The sequence below is a fragment of the Streptomyces sp. NPDC048436 genome (genome assembly GCF_043200355.1).
In the GTDB taxonomy this organism is placed as follows: domain Bacteria; phylum Actinomycetota; class Actinomycetes; order Streptomycetales; family Streptomycetaceae; genus Streptomyces.
Window position 1 is genome coordinate 264396 of the sequence record NZ_JBICXP010000003.1, and the last position, 20568, is coordinate 284963.

The window sequence follows — 20568 nt, forward strand, 5'->3', positions numbered from 1 at the left end:
TAGTACTGACGTGGCAAAGCGGCTGACCTGCGATGTTGTAGTGATTGGCGCCGGGATGGTGGGCGCCGCATGCGCCTTGTACGCCGCACGGGCCGGTCTGTCCGTCGCCTTGGTGGACCGCGGCCCGGTGTCCGGCGGCACGACGGGTTCCGGCGAGGGCAACCTGCTGGTGTCCGACAAGGAACCGGGCCCGGAGCTGGAACTGGCCCTTCTCTCCGGCCGGTTGTGGAGCGAGCTCGCCGCGGAGCCGGGGGTGGGCGCGAGCTTCGAGTTCGAGGCCAAGGGTGGCGTGGTCGTGGCGTCATCGGATGAGGGCCTCGCGACGCTGGGGGAGCTGGCCGCCGGTCAGCGGGCGGCCGGGGTCGACGCGCGGTCGGTCGCGCCCGGCGAACTGCGTGAACTGGAACCGGAGTTGGCGCGGGGCGCTGCGGGCGGTGTCTTCTATCCGCAGGACGCGCAGGTGATGCCGTCGCTGGCAGCGGCTCAACTGGTGTGCCTGGCAGGGGATTTGGGCGCGGACCTGCATACGGGCCGGACGGTGACATCCGTGCTGCGGACCGCGGCGGGCGCGGTGCGCGGGGTCCGCACCGACCAGGGGGAGATCCACGCCCCGTACGTCGTGAACGCGGCGGGCACCTGGGGCGGTGAGGTGGCCGCGCTCGCCGGAGTCGGCCTGCCCGTGCTGCCCCGGCGGGGCTTCGTCCTGGTCACCGAGCCACTGCCGCGCCTGGTCAGGCACAAGGTGTACGCCGCCGATTACGTGGCCGACGTGGCCAGCGGTTCCGCCGCGCTCCAGACATCACCGGTGGTCGAGGGCACGGCAGCGGGCCCGGTCCTGATCGGCGCGAGCCGCGAACGGGTCGGCTTCGACCGGAGCTTCTCGCTGCCGGTCATGCGGGCTCTCGCGGCGGGTGCGACGCGGCTCTTCCCGTTCCTGGAGGGCGTCCACGCCATGCGCGCGTACGTGGGCTTCCGCCCCTACATGCCGGATCACCTGCCCGCCATCGGGCCGGACGCGCGGGTGCCGGGGCTCTTCCACGCCTGCGGACACGAGGGCGCGGGCATCGGACTCGCCACGGGGACAGGGCACTTGATCGCCCAAGCCCTGAGCGGGGCGAGCCCCGAGCTGCCGATCGAACCGTTCCGCCCCGACCGCTTCGGCAACTGCCCCACTGAGGAGGCGACATGAGGAAACGCACCCCCCTCGACCTGACCCGGGCCCGGCCGGGCCCACCGCACACGGTCACCTTCGACGGCCGCGAGATCCCCGCCCTGCCGGGCCAGACGGTGGCCGCCGCGCTGTGGACGGCGGGCGTCACGTCCTGGCGCACGACGCGACGGGGCGGTGAGCCGAGGGGAGTGTTCTGCGGGATCGGGGTGTGCTTCGACTGCCTGGTACGGGTCAACGGGCGCCCCAATCAACGGGCTTGCCTGGTACCGGCAGGGCCGGGGGACGAGATTCGGACGCAGGAGGGCAGTGGGCATGAGAGTGCGTGAGGGCGGCGGGGAGGTCGCTGCGGCCCCCAGGTCCGCCCCCAGGCCCGCCCCCACTCTCGCCGTCATCGGCGCCGGCCCCGCCGGGCTTGCGGCAGCGCTTGCCGCGGCCTTGCGTGGCGCGCGGGTGATCGTGGTCGATGCGGGGGCGGAGGCGGGCGGGCAGTTCTACCGGCAGCCCCCCGCGGCGTTCCGCGCTCTCCGGCCGCAGGCGCTGCACCACCAGTGGCGGACCTGGGAGCGGCTGCGGGACGGGCTCGCCGAGCAGATCGCGGCGGGGCGCGTCACCCATCTGCGGGATCATCACGTCTGGTTCGTCGAGCGCCTGGCCCGCAGCCACTCGCCCACCGCTCCCGCCCCCCACCGCTTCACCGTGCACGCGCTGCGCGGGGCCCGGCAGGAGGAGCCTGCCGAGGTGTGCGTCGATGCTGTGCTGCTCGCTACCGGTGGCTATGAGAAGGTCCTGCCGTTCCCCGGCTGGACGCTGCCCGGAGTGGTTACCGCGGGGGGTGCGCAGGCCATGCTCAAGGGGGGCCTGGTGCTTTTGGGGCGTACCGCCGTGGTCGCCGGGACCGGGCCGCTGCTCATGCCCGTCGCCGCCGGGCTCGCCGCTGCCGGGGCCGAAGTGGCCGCCCTCGTCGAGTCCGCCCGTCCGAAGGCCTTCGCTCGGCACGCGGCCACCCTCGCCGGGCACCCGGGCAAGCTTGTGGAAGGGGCTCGATACGCCGGTCAACTGGTGCGACACCGGGTCCAGTTCGTGCCGCGGCACACCGTCGTCGCGGCTCACGGCGACGGCGCCCTTGAGGCCGTGACCGTCGCCGCACTCGACTCGGCCGGCCGCGTCAGGCCAGGCACCGCCCGCCGCATTCCCTGCGACACGCTCGCCGTCGGCCACGGCATGCTGCCGCACACCGATCTCGCCGAAGGGCTCGGCTGCCGCGTCGACGGCGTCGATGTCGCCGTCGACGCCGAGCAGCGCACCGACGTTCCCGGCGTCTGGGCCGCCGGTGAGGCAACCGGTATCGGCGGCGCCGCCCTCTCCCTCGCCGAAGGGCACATCGCGGGATGCTCCGCCGCCGCCCGGCTCCGGGGAGCGGAGCCCGACCCCGACGCATGGTCGGCCGCCGCCAAGTCACGTACAAAGGCACGAGAGTTCGCCGCTGTCCTCCGTGCCGTCTACGCACCGCCCGCGCACTGGGCCGAGCAACTCCACGACGACACCCTCATCTGCCGCTGCGAGGAGGTACCGGCCGCCGCGGTCCGCGAAGCCGTCCAGGAACTCGGGGCCACCGACGCGCGGACCGTGAAGCTGCTGACCCGGGCCGGCATGGGCTGGTGCCAGGGCCGGATGTGCTCGGCGGCCGTCGCCGGGCTCGCGGGATGCGAAGAGCGGTCCGCCCGGCGGCCGTTCGCCCGGCCCGTGCCGCTCGGAGTGCTCGCACGGGCCGCAGACGACGACGAGCAGGCCTGATCCTGACCAGCGCCTTGCCCCCATCGAAAGGAACACGCCCATGACCACACCCGACCGACCCCGCCCCTGGCACGGCGTCCTCGTCGCCACCGCCCTCCCCCTCAACGACGATCTCTCCGTCGACTACGGCAAGTTCGCCGACCACTGCGCCTGGCTCGTCGAGAACGGCTGCGACGGCGTCGCGCCCAACGGATCGCTCGGCGAGTACCAAGTACTCACCCCCGAAGAGCGCGCCAAGGTCGTCGAGACCGCCGTCGCGGCGGTCGGCGGGCAGCGCGTGATGCCCGGCGTGGCCGCCTACGGCTCCGCGGAGGCCCGCCGCTGGGCCGAGCAGGCCAAGGACGCGGGCTGCGCGTCCGTGATGCTGCTGCCGCCCAACGCCTACCGCGCCGACGAGCGTTCCGTCCTCGCCCACTACGAAGAGGTCGCCAAGGCGGGCCTGCCCGTCGTCGCGTACAACAACCCCATCGACACCAAGGTCGACCTGGTGCCGGAACTCCTCGCCGAACTGCACGGCGAGGGGTACGTCCAGGGCGTCAAGGAGTTCTCCGGAGACGTACGCCGTGCCTACCGCATAGCCGAACTCGCCCCGGAACTCGACCTGTTGATCGGCGCCGATGACGTCCTGCTCGAACTCGCCCTCGCCGGGGCCAAGGGCTGGGTCGCGGGCTACCCGAACATGCTGCCGGCCGCCTCAGTCGAGCTGTACCACGCCGCCGTGGCCGGAGACCTCGGCACGGCGGGCAAGCTCTACCGGCAGCTGCACCCCCTCCTCCGCTGGGACTCCAAGCCCGAATTCGTCCAGGCCATCAAGCTCTCCATGGACATCGCAGGACGGCACGGCGGCCCCTGCCGTCCGCCGCGCGTGCCGCTGCTTCCCGAGCAGGAGAAGGCGGTGCGCACCGCCACCGAGCGAGCCATCGCCGCAGGGCTGGCCTGAGCCCGTACACCCGCACATAGCGAAAGGCGCCGGACATGCGCAGCAAACTCGTCCTGCACGCCGTCGACTCGCACACCGAAGGCATGCCCACGCGGGTGATCACCGGTGGCGTCGGCACCGTACCGGGCGCGACGATGAACGAACGCAGGCTGCACTTCCGTGAGCACCGCGACGACATCAAGCAGCTCCTGATGAACGAGCCGCGCGGGCACGCGGCCATGAGCGGCGCGATCCTCCAGCCGCCCACCCGCCCCGACTGCGACTACGGCGTGATCTACATCGAGGTCTCGGGCTATCTGCCGATGTGCGGGCACGGCACCATCGGCGTCGCCACCGTCCTCGTCGAGACCGGCATGGTCGAGGTCGTCGAGCCGGTCACCACGATCCGCCTCGACACCCCGGCGGGCCTTGTCGTCGCCGAGGTCGCGGTCGAGAACGGCGCCGCGAAGGCCGTCACGCTGAAGAACGTGCCGTCCTTCTCCGTCGGCCTCGACCGAAAGATCACCCTGCCCGACGGTCGCACCGTCACATACGACCTGGCCTACGGCGGCAACTTCTACGCCATCCTCCCTCTCGACCAGTTCGGCCTCCCCTTCGAACGCGGACGCAAGGACGAGATCCTCGCGGCGGGCCTCTCGCTCATGGAGGCCATCAACGCCGAGGACGAACCCGTGCACCCCGAAGACCCGTCCATCCGCGGCTGCCACCACGTCCACCTGCATGCCCCCGGCGCCACCGCCCGCTACTCCCGGCACGCGATGGCGATCCACCCCGGCTGGTTCGACCGCTCGCCGTGCGGCACGGGGACGAGCGCGCGCATGGCCCAACTGCACGCGCGCGGCGAACTGCCCCTGGACACCGAGTTCGTCAACGAGTCCTTCATCGGTACGCGGTTCAGCGGGCGGCTGCTCGGAACGACCGAGGTGGCGGGCGTCCCCGCCGTACTGCCCAGCTTCACCGGGCGCGCGTGGGTGACCGGCACCGCGCAGTACCTACTGGACCCCGATGACCCCTTCCCGGCGGGGTTCGTCCTCTAGAGGCCTGGGATACTCGTGGCACTGGCACGTGACATTGCACCAAGGACCTTGCATCCCGGTGCACGGTTCCAAGGAGGACCCGCACCCCATGGCCGCCGCCCAGCGCAACCGCGCCCCGTCCGCCGCCCCCGCCGCCCTGCCGAGCCTCGGCGGGACGCGCAGCAGCTACCGCGAGCGGGTCGCGGACGCGCTCCGCGCCGCGCTCATCGCCGGTGAGCTGCGCGCGGGCGAGGTCTACTCGGCGCCCACCCTCGCCGTGCGCTTCGGCGTCTCCGCCACACCGGTGCGCGAGGCCATGCTCGACCTCGCCAAGGAGGGGCTCGTCGACACGGTGCCGAACAAGGGCTTCCGGGTCACCGCGGTCTCCGAGAAGCAGCTCGACGAGTACAAGCACATCCGCGCGCTGATCGAGATTCCGACCACGGCGGAGCTCGCCACATCGGCCGACCCCGTGGCGCTCGAAGCGCTGCGGCCCGTCGCGCGGGAGATCGTCACCGCGGCTTCGGCCGGCGACCTCATCGCGTACGTCGAGGCCGACATCCGCTTCCACCTCGGGCTGCTCGCGCTCAGCGGCAACGACCACCTGGTCGAGGTGGTCGGCGACCTGCGCAAGCGCTCGCGCCTGTACGGACTCCAGGCGCTCGTCGACGCCGGGCGCCTGGAGGCGTCGGCGGAGGAGCACCTGGAGCTTCTCGACGCGCTGCTCGCCCGCGACGAGTCCGCCGTACGCGCGGTGATGACCCGCCACCTCGGTCACGTGCGCGGCCTGTGGGCGGCAGATTAGCGCCCGAAGCCCCGCGGCGGGCGCCCGCCGCGGGGTCAGGGACAGTCGTTCCGTCACACGTGCCGTCAGACCCCGAGGATGCGGATCGAGGGGTGGATGGCCGTGTTCAGGTACAACTTCTCCTTCTTGCGGTCCTGCTCCAGCTCCATCACGAGCCGGTACCTGTGCACGCCCGGCTTGGCGTTGCTCAGGACCGTGCCGGCCCAGTAGTAGTAGACCGGCGTGTACGGGGACCGCATGCGGTCCGGCATCCCGTAGATCTTCAGCTCGGTGAAGATCTTCCGCTCCGCCACGTCCTCCTCGTCACCAAGTTCGGTGTCGAGGAAGGTGATGTTGTTGATCTTCGGCATGGGCGGCCAGGTGCCGTCCGGGCGCTTCTCCATGTCGAGCGGGCGCACGATCCAGTTCAGGACCTGCCCCTGCTTGCAGACCGTCTCCAGGGACGAAGTGCCTTGCCCCTTGCCGCCGATGCTGTTGTCCATCATGTAGATCGAGTCGCTCAGGGAGCCCGTCTCGGTCGCCCGCTCCATGTTGATGAGCGTCACGATGTTCAGCTGGACCGAGTTCAGCTGCCCGGGGTTCTGCTTCTGCTGCACGCTGCTGGTCAACACTCCTCCTTCGCGTACGCCGTCATGTCGGGCCCTAGCCGACGAGGGACGACGACAGGGTGGTGGCGATCGTTTCGTCCCTCGTGCCCAGCTTGAACTTGATCTGGTACGTGAGGTTGTCCGCGTCCTTCTTCAGCGTCCCGATCCAGTAGGCGACGTCGGTGCCCGGATAGACCTTGCGCACCGGTTCGCAGACGTCGTGGTCGATCACGATGTCGGCGATCGCGACGTACGCCTCGCACTCCAACGCCAGTGCATTCCAAAGGAGTTGGTCACCGCGCCTCGCGTGCGTCCGCAGTTCCTCGGTCCCGAACCCCGCGGATCCGGCGGCCTTGTTCGTGTCGTACATGTACAGGTGGCCCTGCATGTTGCCGGCCGCCAGCGCGCCGACACAGTCCACTACGGCGGTGATGGAGATGGGCCGCTTCGCGACGCCGCTCTCCCGCGGCCTCGGCTTGGTGGTCATCCGTTCCTCCTTCTTGCTGCGAGTCCTTGGCGGGTCAGGGGGTGCCGTGGTGCTTGCCCGCGTCCGGCGGGATGGGCAGCAGGCCCATGCCCGCCTTGGTGAAGGCGTTGCGCCGGGGCTCCGAGGTGATCTTCAGGGTCGAGGGGCAGCTCAAGTTGACCGCCTCCCAGCGCAGTTCACCGTTCAGGCCCACCAGCTTGTGGAGCTGGATGCGCATCACGTACGAGTACGTTCCGGGCCGTGAGGTGTCGACCGACGCGGACCAGTACCAGCCGTCGGTGACCAGGTCCGGGGAGCCGTACTCCGCCGGATACATGATCTTCGAGTCGACCGCCTCGCCGTAGATGTCGGTGATCACCGGCGCGGGGTAGGTGTACGCCGCCGTGCTGTCCTCGGTGACGACCTTGCCGGTGACGTCGAGGATCTTCTGCCCGGACATGCGGCCGCTCGTGCGCCGCGTGGTCTTGACGCGCGTGCCGGCCGTCCTGCGGATCTGGCTCAGCTGCTCGGCCTGGTCGGTGCCGGCGACCGAGGACTTCGTCGCGAGGTCCTGGAGCTCGGCCAGGGCCTGCTCGTCGCTCTGCCGCGCCCGGTCGAACTCGTAGCCGCGGGGCACGGTCGGCGGGATGGAACCCAGGCTGTACGGGAGCCAGTTGAGCACCTGCTCGCTGGCCTGCGATCCGTCCCTCCAGTAGGAGCCGTTGATCGCGGTCACGAGCTCGCCGGTGCCCTGGTTCGTGGAGCCCTGGAGCTTCATGTTGTCGAACAGGTAGGTGTTGCCCTCGAGAGACTCGGACACCAGCGCGTTGCCGACGTCCACGAGCACGATGATCGCCAATTGTTGGGGCATTATTCCGCCTTTGTCGCCGCTGCTTCGGTTCCCGGCCCTTGCCGTCGTGCTTCGGCCGCTACTGACACATCAGCGCGGGTGTGTCGATGTGCATGACGCTGTTGTCGCCCTCGTACATCTGGAGTTCCAGGCGGTAGCGGTAGGCGACCCCCGGCGTCAGCCAGCTGGGCACGATGCCCGTCCAGACGTCGAGGTCGAGCTTGTCGCCCTCGTCGCCCGCCTGCTGGTGGGTCTGTTGCTGCCCCACCTGCTGCTGCCCCGCCCGCTGATCCCCGGGCTCGTCGTCCTCGGGGACGAACGAGATGTTCTTGATCTCGACCGGCGTCTGCAGGTCCACGGCCAGCGCGGACCACGAGACGACCTGGCCGGGCTTGACGACCGTGCACAGGTCCGGCGTCCCTTGATGGGCGCTGCTGTGGCCGCCGTCGTCCATCATGCAGAGATTGCCTTCGAGCAGCGTGCTGCCCGAGAGTGCTCCCATGACGTCGACGACCGCGATGATGTTGACTTGCGGCTTCATCCTCACTCCTCCTGTAGGCGCTAGCCCCGGTCCCGCACCAGCGGGACCTTGCCGACGGCCGTCCGCTCGATCTCGGCCGTGAGGCGGGGCACGAACTTGAGCTGGAAGCTGTATCCGGTCTTCTCGATCGACGCGGGGTTCGCCTCCCCGTGGTTGAACAGCGAGAGGGACCGCGGCAGGGCGTTCACGAACACCTGCTGCGCGCCGTAGGGGCCGAGCACCGTGTCCGTCCGGTACGTCACGCCGAGCACGTCGTCGACCGAGGCGAACAGCGTGATGGTCTTGGCCTCCCGGTGGTTCACGAACTGGACCTCGTGCGCCACGGCGTCCAGGTCCACTGCCTCGGCCGCCCGCAGCTCGTCGCGCAGCGCTTCGTAGGCGCGGGCGGCGGAGTACTGGCTGTCGTTGATGTGCAGTACGTCGCCGGTGCGGCCCGCGAACTCGAACCGCTGGGTCTTCAGACCCGGGCCATCGGTCCTCGGCCTGCGGATCATCCGGTCGCCCAGCTTGAGCCTCAGCAGCGGCGCCTCATGGGCGTGCAGACGCGTGACGACGAGCTCGCCCTCCTGACCCTCGGGGACCCAGCGCCCGTCCTCGTCGACGATCTCGATGAAGTGCAGCCCGGGAACGGCCGAGAGGTGCGGCGACGCGGGATCGAGCTGCAGGCCGATGGTCTCCGCCTGGGTCGCGGCGAAGTAGCTGAGAATGGCCAGGTTCGGGTAGAGCGCCTGAAGCTCCACCCGCTTGCGCTGCGAGAGCACCCCGCTTCCGTACAGGGCGACACGGAAACTCTCCCTCGACTCCTGGCGCATGCCCGCGCCGAGATCGCTGAGGATCCCGATGCCCGCCGAGATGCCCATCAGGGCCTTGGGACCCTTGTAGGAGAACATGTGCTCGAGGACGGGCGCCGTGACGGGCCCTGCGCCGACGTAGTTGACGCCGGGCACATGCTGCAGGACTCCGCCCACCATCGTGCCGCTGCTCCACATCTGGTAGTCGGCCAGTGTGGTGAAGAGCCACTTGGGGTCGTTGCCCGCGAGGTACTTGGCGAGCTGGTACGCCCCCATGAAGCGGCCCGCGATGTCGTACGTGTCGCGCAACTCCCGCAGGGAGTAGACGACTTCGAGCGGACGTCCGCCACTGGTGCCGCCGCTGGCCACGATCTCGAACTCGCCGTGGGTGAGGGGCACCACAAGGCCCGGCCGTGACTCCATGAAGAAGTCGCGCTGGATGTCCTTGTCCGACAGCGGGATCCGCTGCCACTCCTCGTACGTCTCGGGGGCGCGCACGGTCCCCGCGTTGCGCAGGCGGTCGCGCCAGAGCGGGTTGAGCATCGTCGTGTTCACCATCTGCTGGAGACGGCGCAGGACGACCGCCTCCTGAACCTCGTGCGAAACCTCGCTGTACGGTGTCTGGCAGACCCGTTCGCATTCCAGTAGCTTGCTGGCGAACGAGGGGAGCGCGGTCACGGATTCAACCGACTTCGGGTGCAACTCCCATTCGGGAATGAGCCAGTTGGCCAGTTCACGGGCGCCACCGGGCGCCGGCGTGATCGGCGGAACGTGCATGGCCGGTGGAACATGCGATGTACTCAACATCCGTCCCCTCTAAGCTTTTTCCTTTTCGCTGCCGAGTAGGTCCTGCCCGGTCTTCCTGATTTCGGAGATCAGCATCCGGAAGTGCTCGCCGGTGATCTGGTGATTCATCATGACCACGCGCAGTGCTGCCACTCCATCGATGTTCACCTTGGAGATGAAGAAGTTTCCCCGGAGCTTCACGCTGTTGCGTATGGCGATCTGGAGGCGGTGCACGTCCTCTTTCCGGACCCCCGCCGGGTGATACCGGAAGCACAGGATGTTCGCTTCCGGGCGGTGCAACGCCTCGAAGTCGGGGTCGGTCCTTACGACGCTGTAGGCTTCCTCCGTCAATTGGCAGAGATACTCGATCTTCTCCGCGAACAAGGCCCGTCCGTACATGGCCCAGACCGACCACAGGGTCATGATCATCGGGCGTTTCGTGCACTCGAAGTTCTTGCCACCGCTGTCGTACGCGGTGTATATGTCCGGCTCCTCGTCGAACACGTAACTGGCCTTCTGCCGGAACGCGGTGAGGCCTGCCTCCTTGTCCCGGTAGAAAAGCATCGTGCACGGCGCCGGCACGAACATCAATTTGTGGGCGTCCCACGTCAGGGAATCCGCCCTGTCGATTCCGCGCAGTTTTCCGCGGAGCGTGTCCGAGACCAGAAGACTCGCTCCGTGGGCTCCGTCGACATGCAGCCAGAGGTCCTTCTCCCGGGCCAGGTCCGCGAGTTCGTCGATCGGGTCGAAGGCGCCAACCGATGTGCTGCCGGCCGAGGCGACGAGGCAGAACACCTTCAGGTTCTGCCGCTCCGCGGCCTCCAGGGCGGGCCGGGCGTCCGCCACCGAGATCTGCCCCCGGCTGTTCAGCGGCAGCCGCACGAGCTGAGCCTCGCCGATGCCCATCACGCCGGCGGCCCGCGCCACGCTGTAGTGCACGTCCGCGCCCACCGCGATGGCCGGCCGCGGCTGGCCCCGCAGGGAGGAACCCCCTTCCGACCAGTAGCCGGGCAGCTTCTGGTTGCGGGCCGCGAGGAGCGCGGTGAGGTTGGCCAGTGACCCTCCCGACGTGGTCACCATGGTGAAACGCGCCGGGTCCCAGCCGATGAACCTGTTCAGCTCATCGGCCATGATCCGCTCGACCGCGTTGGGCAGCTGGGCCGCCTCGTAGAAGGAGGCGGGCTGGTTGACCACCGAGCTGACGAAGTCGATGACACCGGCGAGCGGTACGACGCCCGAGAACTGGCGGCCCATGTACCCGGGGGAGTGCACCTGGATGCCGGTCCTGACGTACAGGTCGATGATGGCTGCCAGTCTCTCCTCGTCGTACGCCGCCACGCGTTCGCGTTCCGTCGTCATCAGCGACGTCGCCGCCTCCGACAGCGTTACGGGATCGATCAGTTCGAGGCCCCTGATAGAGAGATCGGATAGGTGTTTCTCCAGTTTCGCAAGGGCGGTTTCGGAACTTTCCCGGAAGAGCTGAGCATCAAACGCCTCAAGTAGTAGCCCACTTCCCGAGGAAGCAGGATTGTTCGGCCGAGATTCCGTCACGGGGGTCTCCTTCGGAAAGTCCCTGTGTTGCCCGACATGGATGCGGGGCGGACGCAACCAGCGCAGAGTCCAGCGTTTTTGAGCATGCCGATGAGCATAGGGACTTGGTCACGATGGAGCGGCCCGGCTGGTCAAGCCCGACAGCACCATCCACTCCGGCGGCGCGCGTTCAGCGAAGGCCGTACGGAACCCCTGTAAAGAACCCTCGTGTTTCCCCCCACATGAAGCAACCGTAGAGCCTTATGTTTCAAAGAGGTGACTCTCTCAATGGTCTGTCCAAAAACAGTGCGACTGCCCTGACGGGCCGTCATTCACTTCTGGTCGCACCTTTAGGCACAGGCGCCCCATGCGTCGGACGGCGGACTCTCTTTCCGGACAGGGGGCAAGATGGCCATGGCGGCCGGATTTCAAGGCGCGCAAGGGGTGGATGAGGGATGCGCGGACGGGAACGATTCGTGTGCGAATATTTCTTGCCATTGTCATGTGACCGACGAGTTAGTCACGTTGTGGTGAGGCGCGGACAGTTTCCGGCGAGGAGGAGGGACTCATTCTGGGTGGTTGAAATTCCGGCCACGGGAGCCCTCACGACTTTGTTCGGTATTTCAACTTGAAAAGCAAGGAGAGGGTGGTGCGTACGGGGCGGGAAGGCAGAAGAGGGCGGCGGCCCCAGGGGCCGCCGCCCTCGTTGTGTCAGTCGTGTCAGTCGTGTCAGGAGTGTCAGTCGTATCAGTCGGTTCAGTCGCCGACGGCGTGGAGCACGTCGCCCAGGTCCACGAACTTGAAGCCGGTGGAGGGCCGTTCGGCATCCTCGGGTGTGTCGTAGCCGTCCTGCACGACCAGCAGCCCGTGCGGGTACCTGGATCCGAGCGGTTCGTTCAGGGCCGCGGCGCCGTCGCACTCCTCGGAGCCGTCGAGCTCGGGGGAGGCGGGAGTGACGCGGAAGCCGCCCTCGTACTCGTTGTGGTCCGAAAGCTCGCGGTCGTAGGCGGCGAAGGTGTTGTCACCCTGGCTGGAAGCGAGCAGATAGCCGTCGCCCTCGTCCTTGTCCTCGTCCTTGTCCTCATCCTCGTTCAGCAGTGTCAGCCCTTCGACGTCGGCCGTCAGACGCTTTCCGCCGTAGCCGGGGTCGTCACCCGCGACGCACTCCTCGGTCGACTCGTCGTACGTACCGGGGACGCCGTACTCCTTGACCTTCTCGATCAGCTGGGGCTTGCCCGTCAGGTCGGCCCGCATCCGCCAGATGCCGACGTCCTCCTGGCCCGCGTACAACATGCCGTTGGCCGGGTCCACGACCATGCCCTCCACCTGCGGCCGTTCGCCCGGCTCGCCGCAGGGCGACCACGAAGTGCCGTTCGGGAGGCGGAAGTCGGAGGGCAGGTCGAGCGTGCGGACCTTGCGGTAGCCGACCGTGCCGTCACTCCTCGGGGTCAGCTCAAGGAGCGCGACGCGGGTCCGCTCCCGCCTGCTGACCAAGGCGTAGGACTTGCCGTTCGCCGCGTTGGTCCACGTCGCGAGGCCGTACGCGGTGCGCTGCTCGTTGATCTCCCCCTGCGAGGACGAGAAAACCGGCGGCGCTGACGGATCGGTGACGTCGGTGAGAGGGCCGCCGGTGCGGTCGCTGCCGCCGTCGACGCGGTAGAAGCGGAGCCGGTCGTTGCCGCGGTCGCTGGTCACGGCCAGATCCGTGCGGCCGGACGGCAGGCGCAGACCGTGCACCAGGTCGACGTTGTTGAAGCGGCCGGGCGCGTCGTCCGGCCCTGGCGCGGGGGGCGCGGGAACGGACTGCACCTCGTGCGCGTCGAGGTCGTACACGCGAAGCCCGCCCTGCTTGGCGGTGGCGACGACGAGGCTGCGGTCCGGGTCGGCGGGGTTGCGCCAGATCGCCGGGTCGTCGGCGTCGGCGTTGCCACCCTCGTCGTCGTCGTGCAGGGCGGGCGTCTCGGCGTGCGGTACGACGGCGGGCAGCGCCGTGGCCGCGACGGCACCGGAGTTCAGGGGCGCGGTGGCGGCGACCGCCGCGAGGGCCGCGACGAGGGCGACGCGGCTGAACGCGGGGCGGGTGAAGGGGAGATGAGTGAAGGGGAGGTGGGTGAGGGCGAGGCGGGGTCTGCGGGGCCTGGTCATGAAGGGGATCCCTTTCTGTCATGGGTACTGCATGACGAATCCACTCTGTGATCTTGCCGTGACGAGTTGCCGTCAGGTGGTGCGACGGGCGGAGGACCGCTGAGTGAACGGAGGATGTCACGCCGACGCGTAGCGGTGAGGGCGCCGGGTACCCGGCCGTCTCGCATTCTGAGAGGTCCTGAAATCCGAGAGGTCCTGAAATCTGAGAGGTCCTGAAAGGGGAAGCTGAGAGACGTGCGAAAGGCGCCTGTGTGGCCTTCGGGCCCATCCACCCACCTGCGGAACCGCTCACTGACGGGCGGCGCCCTGACCGGCGTCGGCATCGCGGCGTTCGTCGACGAGACCGTCTTCCACCAACTCCTGCACTGGCACCACTTCTACGACAAGGCGAGCAACGACGCCGGGCTGGTCTCCGACGGCCTGTTCCACGCGTTCGGCTGGTTCGCGATCGTCGCGGGACTCTTCGTATACGCGGACCTGCGGCGCGCCTCCGGTCCGGTGAGGCCCGCATGGTGGAGCGGCGTGTGTCTGGGACTCGGCGGATTCCAGCTCTATGACGGCACGGTCCAGCACAAGGTGCTCGGCCTGCACCAGATCCGCTACGACGTCGGCACGGCGCCGTACGACTGGACCTGGAACGTGATCGCCGTCCTGTTCCTCGCGGCAGGTGTCGCGCTGCTCCTCCGGAGCCGCCACAGGTGAACCCGTCACTGAGCCCGTCACTGAGCCCGTCACCGAACCCGACGCTGAGCGCGGCCGTGATCGTGACGGCCATCTGCCTCTGCGGTCTGTACGTCACCGCCGCCGTACGGCTGCGGGGGCGGGGCGACGCGTGGCCGTACCGCAGGGATGTCCTCTTCTGCCTGGGTGGCGTTGTGCTGTGCGCCGGTTCGGCCCAGCCGGTTCTGCCGAACGGGGGGCCGACTTGGGGCCCCTTCACCGAGCACGTCTTCCGGCATGTCGCAGGAGGCATGGCGGCGCCGCTGCTGCTCGCCTCGGCACGGCCTCTGACCCTGACGTGGCGCGCGCTGCCGGTGGCGCCGCGGCGCGTCCTGCACCGGGTGCTGCGCACCAGGGTCGCGCGCGCCGTGACCTGGCTGCCGACGGCCGCCGTTCTCGACATCGGCGGCCTGTGGCTCCTGTACCGCACTCCGCTCTTCGCGGCGGCCCACCACCGGCCCTGGCTCGATGCCCTCGTCCACGTCCATGTCGTCCTTGCCGGGCTGCTGTTCACCATGAGCGCCCTGTCGCTCGATCCCGTCCGGCGAGCGGGCCGGCTCGGCTTCCGGGTGGCCGTGCTCGTGGTCGCGGCGGCAGCGCACGCGGTGCTCGCGAAGTCCTTGTACGTCGATGGCCCGGCCGGTACGGCGTTCGCGCCGGAGGATCTACGGGCGGGGGCCATGCTCATGTACTACGGGGGAGACGCCGTCGAGGTCGTCATCGGCCTCGTCATCGGAGGCCGGTGGCTGCGGGCGAGGGGCCGCGACCGGAGCCTTGTGAGGGGCGATCCGCCACCGGCGCTGGGTGCGAGCGAGGCCCGCGCCCAGTGAGCCCAGGTCAAGTTGTAGTTCGCCCATGTGTGGCGAGGCTCATCTCGATGCGAGGTTGCCCGTCCCGGGGGCCCGAGTAGGGTCGGGGGCTGCGTGACGGCTGACGCCGCACTCCGGCCTCCCGGTCCTTGCGAGGACACTTGCGTACGTGGCTTTCCCGGCCCCACCCGGGAGGACGCGAGGCATACGCGCGTACGGGGAACTCCCCCCGCGCGGCGGGCAACGGGATGCGGCTGCTGACGTCACACAAGCGAGACGAGCAGTACAGCGGGCCCCCGGGCCCGTACCCCCCACATACAAAGAGTCGCGCGTGCGCGGCCGCAGATCAGGAGCACCAGTGCAGGGCATCCCCCACATAGCCAGCACACCGCACGACGGGCGATCGTCGCCCGCACCCCCTGCGCGCAGCGCGCCGCACACGGGGCGGGACATGACGCCTGAAACCTCCCAACTCCCGGTCTTCGTCGACCAGTCGGGCTGGCGCAGGCGGACGCTGCAAGCCATGGCGTTGGCCGTGGGCTGCGCCTGCCTCGGGTATCTGCTGTTCGTCGGCACGCTGATGAGCGGCCTGTGGCAGCCCGTCGGCACGCAGCCGCCGAGTACGAGCGGACCGGTGGCCGACCGGCCCGAGGCCGACCGGCCTCCGGCCAAGGCCCACGCGGGCCGGGAGAACCACCGCCGCCCGCCGTCCGGCAGATCCGCCCCGCCCCCGGCCGGAGGCCCGGAGCAGTGAGGCGGCGCGCCGCTGTCCGGCGCCCGCCGCGAGGGCACTGGCTCGTGCTCCTGCTCGTACTCCTGGTGGTCACCGTCGCCCTCCTCTTCGAGGGCTGGACGACCCACCAGGTCGACGCCGCGCGCACCAAGCCGCCGTGCACCCGGCCGATCCCGCGCGAGGCGGACGACGGCAAGCCGCTGCTGCGGTTCGGCCCGAAGGGGCTCACCACCGCGGCCATGCCGCGGGGGACCGTCGCGCTCACCTTCGACGGCGGCCCCGACCCGGTGTGGACGCCTCGCCTGCTCGACCTGCTGCGCAGGCACCACGCACAGGCGACCTTCTTCGTCTACGGGAAGGACGCCGCCCGGCACCCGAAGCTGATGCGGCGCATCCTGTACGAGGGCCATGAGATCGGCTCGTACACCTACAGCGGTGGCGACCTCGGCACCGCGTCGCCGCTGCGCGCGCGCCTTGAACTGTCGCTCACCCAGAGCGCTTTCGCGGGCGCGGCCGGCATCAACACCACCCTGCTGCGGCTGCCGCACACCACCGCCGCGGACACGCTCTGCGGCCCCCAGTGGCCGGCCGCGCGGCGCGCGGCGGAGCAGGGATACCTGGTGGTCGCGTCGGACCACAAGGACCGCAAGCCGTGGCGAGGGGCGGTGACGCAGCACAGCCAGACCGACCTGGGCTACCACGAGGCCCAGGACCTGCTGCGGGACCGCGGTGTGAAGCGGTTCACCACTGTCAGCGGCGGCCTCGGCCGTCCCTCCTTCGTCGAGGAGGCCCCGGTCGCACAGGAGATCAAGGGGGAGGGCCTGATCTGGTCGCAGCGGCTCGGGCACGCCTTCCTCACCGTGATGGTGTGGACACTGACACTCACGGGCGTGCTCGGCGTCCTGCGGATGCTCCTGTTCGCGGTGTTCGCCCGGCTCCACGTGCGCAGGCTGCGCCGGTTCCGGCCCGGCGCGCCACGCCTTCGCGAGGTGCGGGACCCGGTGACGGTTCTCGTGCCCGCGTACAACGAGGAGGCCGGTATCGCCTCCACCGTGTACTCCCTCCTCGCCTCCACCCATCCGCACTTCCAGATCATCGTGATCGACGACGGCTCGACCGACGCCACCGCCGACATCGCCGAGGAGATCGACGACCCGCGGGTGACGGTGATCCGGCAGCCCAACGGCGGCAAGCCGAGCGCCCTCAACACCGGTCTGGCGTACGCCCGTCACGACATCGTCGTGATGGTCGACGCGGACACCATCTTCGAACCCGAGGCGCTCGCCCGCCTCGTCCAGCCGCTCGCCCACCCCGCGGTCGGCGCGGTCAGCGGCAACACCAAGGTCGGCAACCGGCGGCGGCTCCTCGGCAAATGGCAGCACCTGGAGTACGTACTCGGATTCAACCTCGACCGGCGGATGTTCGAGGTCCTGGAGTGCATGCCGACGGTGCCGGGGGCGATCGGCGCCTTCCGCAGGGACGCGCTGATGGGCGTCGGCGGCGTCAGTGACGAGACCCTGGCCGAGGACACCGACCTCACGATGGCGCTCTGGCGGGCCGGCTGGCGTGTCGTCTACGAGGAGTCGGCGGTCGCCTGGACCGAAGTGCCGTGCAGTGTGCGGCAGTTGTGGCGCCAGCGCTACCGCTGGTGCTACGGCACCCTCCAGGCGATGTGGAAGCACCGTCACGCGGCGGTGGAGGTCGGGCCCGCCGGGCGCTTCGGACGCCGCGTGCTGCTCTACGTCACGCTGTTCCAGATCGTGCTGCCGCTGTGCGCCCCGGTCGTCGACATGTTCGCCCTGTTCGGGGCGGTCTTCCGCGACCCCGTGGAGGCCGCCCTCGTCTGGTTCGGGTTCCTCTCCGTCCAGTTGGTCACCGCCGCGTACGCGCTGCGGCTCGACCGTGAGCGGCTGCGCGTGCTGTGGGTGCTGCCTCTCCAGCAGTTCGTCTACCGGCAGTTGATGTACCTGGTGGTCATCCACTCCGTGACCACGGCGCTGCTGGGCTCCCGCCTGAAGTGGCACAGCATGAAGCGCACCGGAACCGCCGACCCGTATCTGCTCGAAGGGCCGCCTACGCCGCCCCCGCCGCCCGAGGAAGCACGGCGGAGCCTGGAAGGGAGTCGACCATGACATACCCGCTTGACCAGGACGCGCGTGAGCGCTTCGCCGAACGCCCCAGCTCCCGCTACGGGCCCCGGCGCGCCCATGCCCGGCGGCCGAAGAAGCGCAGGAGGCTGCGGCGGGCGTTGCTCGTCCTGCTGGGCGTCCCGCTCGTCGCGGCGGGCGGCACGTACGGCTGGGCCGAGACCCGGCTCCAACGTGACGTCGACCTCGCCGCGTACGGGGAACGCCCGGCGCCCGGCAAGGGCACCAACTACCTCGTCGTGGGCTCGGACAGCCGCGAGGGACTCTCCGAGGACGACGTGAAGGACCTGCACGCGGGCGGAGGCGGCGGCAGGCGCACCGACTCGATGATGCTGCTGCACACCGGGGCCAACGGCACCAGCATGGTCAGCCTGCCGCGCGACTCATGGGTGACCGTGCCCGGCCGCCTCGACACGTCGACGGGCAAGACCAAGCGCCCCGAGGGCGACAAACTCAACGCCGCCTTCGCCTACGGCGGCCCAGAACTCCTCGTACACACCGTCGAGAAGAACACCGGGCTGCGCATCGACCACTACGCGGAGATCGGCTTCGCCGGGTTCGTGAACATCGTCGACGCCATCGGCGGCGTACGGATGTGCCTGGACCGGGACATCAAGGACGAGAAGTCGGGCGCCGACCTGCGCAAGGGCTGCCACACCCTGAACGGCAAGCAGGCGCTCGCCTACGTCCGCCAGCGGCACCAGGAGAGGGAGGGCGACCTGGGCAGGTCGAGGAACCAGCAGAAGTTCCTGTCGGCCCTGGCCCAGCAGGCCGCCAGGCCCGGCACGCTCTTCGACCCGCTGGAGATCGGCCCGGCCGTGCGGGCGGGCCTTGACACACTCGTCGTCGACGAGGACATGAGCCTGCGTGATCTCAGCAGGATGTTCCGCGCCGCGCAGAGCGTCGCGGGCGGGAAAGGCAGGCAGATCAACGTGCCCGTGTCCGGTATCGGCGTCCCCACGCCTAAGGGCAACGTACTGAAGTGGGACCCCAAGAGGTCGGCCCGCCTCTTCGAGGACCTGCGGCTCGACCGGCCGGTGACATGACTGACTCAGACCAACGCGGGCTGTGGTTCCGGCGGGAGCACAGGCGCTGTCTTCGGCTCCCACGGCTTGGTGGTCCGTACGTAGCCGAAGATCACCGACACCATCGACAGAACAGCCAAGGGCCCGAACACCCACGGATGTGCGGCCATCTCCATGGGCAGACAGCGGTACGCCACCAGGAGCGCGGCGAAGACGGCCGTGCCGTAGGCGACCAGCAGGACCCCGGACCGTTCCCAGCCGCGGTCGAACGTACGCAGAGCCGCCTCGACGGTGAGCGCGAACACCACGCCGGCGATGAGATCCACGCCGTAGTGGTAGCCGAAGCCCAGCGTCGCGCCGAGCGTGGCGGTCAACCAGAACGCACCCGCGAACCGCAGGACCTTATGGCCCCTGCGGGAGTGGATGAAGATCGCGGTGGCCCACGCGGTGTGCAGGCTTGGCATGCAGTTGCGAGGGGTGATCCCGTCGTACGGCACCGGGTGCGGGGCGGTGACAGGCGGCGGCGTATGCGGCCACAGATCGGTCACCGCCCACTGCACGCCGCCGGTGCCTGAGGTGCCCGGCCCATAGGCGAAGATCGGCCCGACCACAGGGAAGATCATGTAGATGGCAGGCCCGAGGAGGCCGATCACGAGAAACGTGCGCACCAGATGGTGGCGCGGGAAACGGCGCTCGGCCGCCACGTTGCGCAGCTGGTACAGGGCGACGGCGACGGCGCCCACCGCGAGCTGGGCGTAGACCAGGTCGAGAACGTGAGTGCCGACAGGGCCGATGGCCTTGAGCATCCGGCCCGCCACCCACGACGGGTTGCCGAGCGCGTGATCGGCGACGGCCACGTAGGGGTCGAGCACGGTCGGCCGGGTCTTCGCCGTGATCAGCAGCCAACTGTCACCGATCTTGCGCCCGGTGACGAGCAGCAGCCCCAGGCCGACGCCCTTCAACAGCAGAACACGCTCCGGTCCGGTGCGGCGCGTGACCGCGAAGACCCCACAGCCCAACATCGCCCACAAGGCACCATTGCCGAAGAACTGCCCCTCCGGCACCTCGACGTCGGCCGCCCACCGCACCAGTACGAACACGACATCGACGCCGACGGCGACACCGGCGGCGATGAACCGCTGCCGCCAGGTGAGGACGACCATCATCAACGCAAGACCGCCGTACAGCGGACCCGGCTTGGGCGCGAAGATCACCTCGCGCGCCTGGACGGTCATCGGCCCCGGCACACCGGCGTAGCGACGCGAGGCGATCTCCAGGGCGATGAGAAACCCGAGGGCCACCACACCGGCCGTGGCCCAGAGGATCACGCGTGGCTTACGCCACGTGGCGAACGTGAATGTGCGGCTTATTCGCGAAGGCGTCCGCGAATCCATAGGTATCAATTGTCCGGCCGATTTGTTAGACGCTGTTTGAGTAGTTCAACGAGTTGCACCCGAGAGGCCGATCATCCCATCGGATCCGTGCGGATGGCCTCGCGGGTGTCATCGGGCCTGTGCCGGTCCGCCGCTGGTGGGGGTGGCCTCACTGTGAGTGGGGGGACAGCGGTAGTGAGTGGGGACGGCTGCTCCGCTTAGCGTCTGACGGTGTGAGACGGCGTCGGCCGCCGCGTCATCCGTGACGGGGGGCCGCCGTATCGACGGCGTACGCGAAAGACGCTCGCGACCGCGACATCCCGCACCGCAAGGAGACCC

The 20568-nt window shown here is 69.5% G+C and carries 19 protein-coding genes; 11 read left to right on the forward strand and 8 right to left on the reverse strand.

Annotated elements, in window-relative coordinates:
- Positions 1-10 precede the first annotated feature (10 nt).
- From ACGFX9_RS12155 to ACGFX9_RS12180, 6 genes are all read left to right on the forward strand, one after another.
- The gene (locus ACGFX9_RS12155; protein ID WP_393468959.1) at positions 11-1189 is read left to right on the forward strand and encodes an NAD(P)/FAD-dependent oxidoreductase; all 1179 of its coding nucleotides are present in this window, start codon (positions 11-13) and stop codon (positions 1187-1189) included.
- Complete coding sequence (locus tag ACGFX9_RS12160) at positions 1186-1497, forward strand: (2Fe-2S)-binding protein (RefSeq protein WP_393468963.1); 312 nt, start codon at positions 1186-1188, stop codon at positions 1495-1497. Before ACGFX9_RS12155 ends, ACGFX9_RS12160 begins: the two co-directional genes overlap by 4 nt.
- Positions 1484-2965: an FAD-dependent oxidoreductase gene (locus ACGFX9_RS12165; protein ID WP_393468966.1), complete on the forward strand. Its 1482-nt coding sequence runs from the start codon at positions 1484-1486 to the stop codon at positions 2963-2965. The genes ACGFX9_RS12160 and ACGFX9_RS12165 overlap by 14 nt, the downstream gene beginning before the upstream one ends.
- Positions 2966-3005: 40 nt before the next feature.
- A complete protein-coding gene (locus tag ACGFX9_RS12170) occupies positions 3006-3905 on the forward strand; it encodes a dihydrodipicolinate synthase family protein (protein WP_393468969.1) in 900 nt (299 codons plus the stop codon).
- A 35-nt stretch (positions 3906-3940) separates the two neighbouring features.
- Complete coding sequence (locus ACGFX9_RS12175; RefSeq protein ID WP_393468972.1) at positions 3941-4942, forward strand: proline racemase family protein; 1002 nt, start codon at positions 3941-3943, stop codon at positions 4940-4942.
- Between the two features lie 88 nt (positions 4943-5030).
- Positions 5031-5726 (forward strand): GntR family transcriptional regulator, encoded by a 696-nt coding sequence (locus tag ACGFX9_RS12180; protein WP_393470421.1) that lies wholly within the window; start codon positions 5031-5033, stop codon positions 5724-5726.
- Between the two features lie 65 nt (positions 5727-5791).
- On the opposite strand, the gene ACGFX9_RS12185 is transcribed toward ACGFX9_RS12180, so the two are convergent.
- The 7 genes from ACGFX9_RS12185 to ACGFX9_RS12215 all read right to left on the reverse strand — a co-directional run bounded on the left by ACGFX9_RS12185 (position 5792) and on the right by ACGFX9_RS12215 (position 13422).
- Positions 5792-6334: a hypothetical protein gene (locus ACGFX9_RS12185; protein WP_393468974.1), complete on the reverse strand. Its 543-nt coding sequence runs from the start codon at positions 6332-6334 to the stop codon at positions 5792-5794.
- Positions 6335-6368: 34 nt separating this feature from the next.
- Complete coding sequence (locus ACGFX9_RS12190) at positions 6369-6800, reverse strand: hypothetical protein (protein WP_393468977.1); 432 nt, start codon at positions 6798-6800, stop codon at positions 6369-6371.
- Between the two features lie 34 nt (positions 6801-6834).
- On the reverse strand, positions 6835-7650 hold the full coding sequence (locus ACGFX9_RS12195) for a hypothetical protein (protein ID WP_393468980.1): 816 nt from the start codon (positions 7648-7650) through the stop codon (positions 6835-6837).
- Between the two features lie 58 nt (positions 7651-7708).
- Entirely contained in the window at positions 7709-8170 is a 462-nt protein-coding gene (locus tag ACGFX9_RS12200; protein ID WP_393468982.1) for a hypothetical protein, read from the reverse strand.
- Between the two features lie 20 nt (positions 8171-8190).
- Positions 8191-9738: a hypothetical protein gene (locus ACGFX9_RS12205; RefSeq protein WP_393468984.1), complete on the reverse strand. Its 1548-nt coding sequence runs from the start codon at positions 9736-9738 to the stop codon at positions 8191-8193.
- Positions 9739-9777: 39 nt separating this feature from the next.
- On the reverse strand, positions 9778-11106 hold the full coding sequence (locus tag ACGFX9_RS12210) for a pyridoxal phosphate-dependent decarboxylase family protein (RefSeq protein WP_393468987.1): 1329 nt from the start codon (positions 11104-11106) through the stop codon (positions 9778-9780).
- Between the two features lie 927 nt (positions 11107-12033).
- Positions 12034-13422, reverse strand: a complete 1389-nt coding sequence (locus ACGFX9_RS12215; RefSeq protein ID WP_393468990.1) for a phytase — start codon at positions 13420-13422, stop codon at positions 12034-12036.
- 234 nt (positions 13423-13656) lie between these two features.
- On the opposite strand from ACGFX9_RS12215, the gene ACGFX9_RS12220 reads away from it, so the two are divergent.
- From ACGFX9_RS12220 to ACGFX9_RS12240, 5 genes are all read left to right on the forward strand, one after another.
- Complete coding sequence (locus ACGFX9_RS12220) at positions 13657-14124, forward strand: DUF2243 domain-containing protein (protein WP_393468992.1); 468 nt, start codon at positions 13657-13659, stop codon at positions 14122-14124.
- Positions 14121-14972, forward strand: a complete 852-nt coding sequence (locus ACGFX9_RS12225; protein ID WP_393468995.1) for a cytochrome c oxidase assembly protein — start codon at positions 14121-14123, stop codon at positions 14970-14972. The genes ACGFX9_RS12220 and ACGFX9_RS12225 overlap by 4 nt, the downstream gene beginning before the upstream one ends.
- A gap of 430 nt (positions 14973-15402) precedes the next feature.
- Positions 15403-15705, forward strand: coding sequence for a hypothetical protein (locus tag ACGFX9_RS12230; RefSeq protein WP_393468998.1), 303 nt, complete (start codon positions 15403-15405; stop codon positions 15703-15705).
- 44 nt (positions 15706-15749) lie between these two features.
- Entirely contained in the window at positions 15750-17816 is a 2067-nt protein-coding gene (locus ACGFX9_RS12235; protein WP_393469001.1) for a bifunctional polysaccharide deacetylase/glycosyltransferase family 2 protein, read from the forward strand.
- Positions 17813-18877: an LCP family protein gene (locus ACGFX9_RS12240; RefSeq protein ID WP_393469004.1), complete on the forward strand. Its 1065-nt coding sequence runs from the start codon at positions 17813-17815 to the stop codon at positions 18875-18877. Before ACGFX9_RS12235 ends, ACGFX9_RS12240 begins: the two co-directional genes overlap by 4 nt.
- Before the next feature lie 5 nt (positions 18878-18882).
- On the opposite strand, the gene ACGFX9_RS12245 is transcribed toward ACGFX9_RS12240, so the two are convergent.
- Positions 18883-20250: a phosphatase PAP2 family protein gene (locus tag ACGFX9_RS12245; protein WP_393469007.1), complete on the reverse strand. Its 1368-nt coding sequence runs from the start codon at positions 20248-20250 to the stop codon at positions 18883-18885.
- Positions 20251-20568 lie beyond the last annotated feature (318 nt).

Bases quoted from the DNA above. Each gene is read 5' to 3' on its own strand.
- ACGFX9_RS12205 (WP_393468984.1), bottom strand. From the start codon at position 9,738: ATGCACGTTCCGCCGATCACGCCGGCGCCCGGTGGCGCCCGTGAACTG.
- ACGFX9_RS12240 (WP_393469004.1), top strand. From the start codon at position 17,813: ATGACATACCCGCTTGACCAGGACGCGCGTGAGCGCTTCGCCGAACGC.
- ACGFX9_RS12195 (WP_393468980.1), bottom strand. From the start codon at position 7,650: ATGCCCCAACAATTGGCGATCATCGTGCTCGTGGACGTCGGCAACGCG.
- ACGFX9_RS12170 (WP_393468969.1), top strand. From the start codon at position 3,006: ATGACCACACCCGACCGACCCCGCCCCTGGCACGGCGTCCTCGTCGCC.
- ACGFX9_RS12190 (WP_393468977.1), bottom strand. From the start codon at position 6,800: ATGACCACCAAGCCGAGGCCGCGGGAGAGCGGCGTCGCGAAGCGGCCC.
- ACGFX9_RS12245 (WP_393469007.1), bottom strand. From the start codon at position 20,250: ATGGATTCGCGGACGCCTTCGCGAATAAGCCGCACATTCACGTTCGCC.
- ACGFX9_RS12180 (WP_393470421.1), top strand. From the start codon at position 5,031: ATGGCCGCCGCCCAGCGCAACCGCGCCCCGTCCGCCGCCCCCGCCGCC.
- ACGFX9_RS12160 (WP_393468963.1), top strand. From the start codon at position 1,186: ATGAGGAAACGCACCCCCCTCGACCTGACCCGGGCCCGGCCGGGCCCA.
- ACGFX9_RS12215 (WP_393468990.1), bottom strand. From the start codon at position 13,422: ATGACCAGGCCCCGCAGACCCCGCCTCGCCCTCACCCACCTCCCCTTC.
- ACGFX9_RS12210 (WP_393468987.1), bottom strand. From the start codon at position 11,106: ATGACGACGGAACGCGAACGCGTGGCGGCGTACGACGAGGAGAGACTG.
- ACGFX9_RS12175 (WP_393468972.1), top strand. From the start codon at position 3,941: ATGCGCAGCAAACTCGTCCTGCACGCCGTCGACTCGCACACCGAAGGC.
- ACGFX9_RS12230 (WP_393468998.1), top strand. From the start codon at position 15,403: ATGACGCCTGAAACCTCCCAACTCCCGGTCTTCGTCGACCAGTCGGGC.
- ACGFX9_RS12165 (WP_393468966.1), top strand. From the start codon at position 1,484: ATGAGAGTGCGTGAGGGCGGCGGGGAGGTCGCTGCGGCCCCCAGGTCC.
- ACGFX9_RS12200 (WP_393468982.1), bottom strand. From the start codon at position 8,170: ATGAAGCCGCAAGTCAACATCATCGCGGTCGTCGACGTCATGGGAGCA.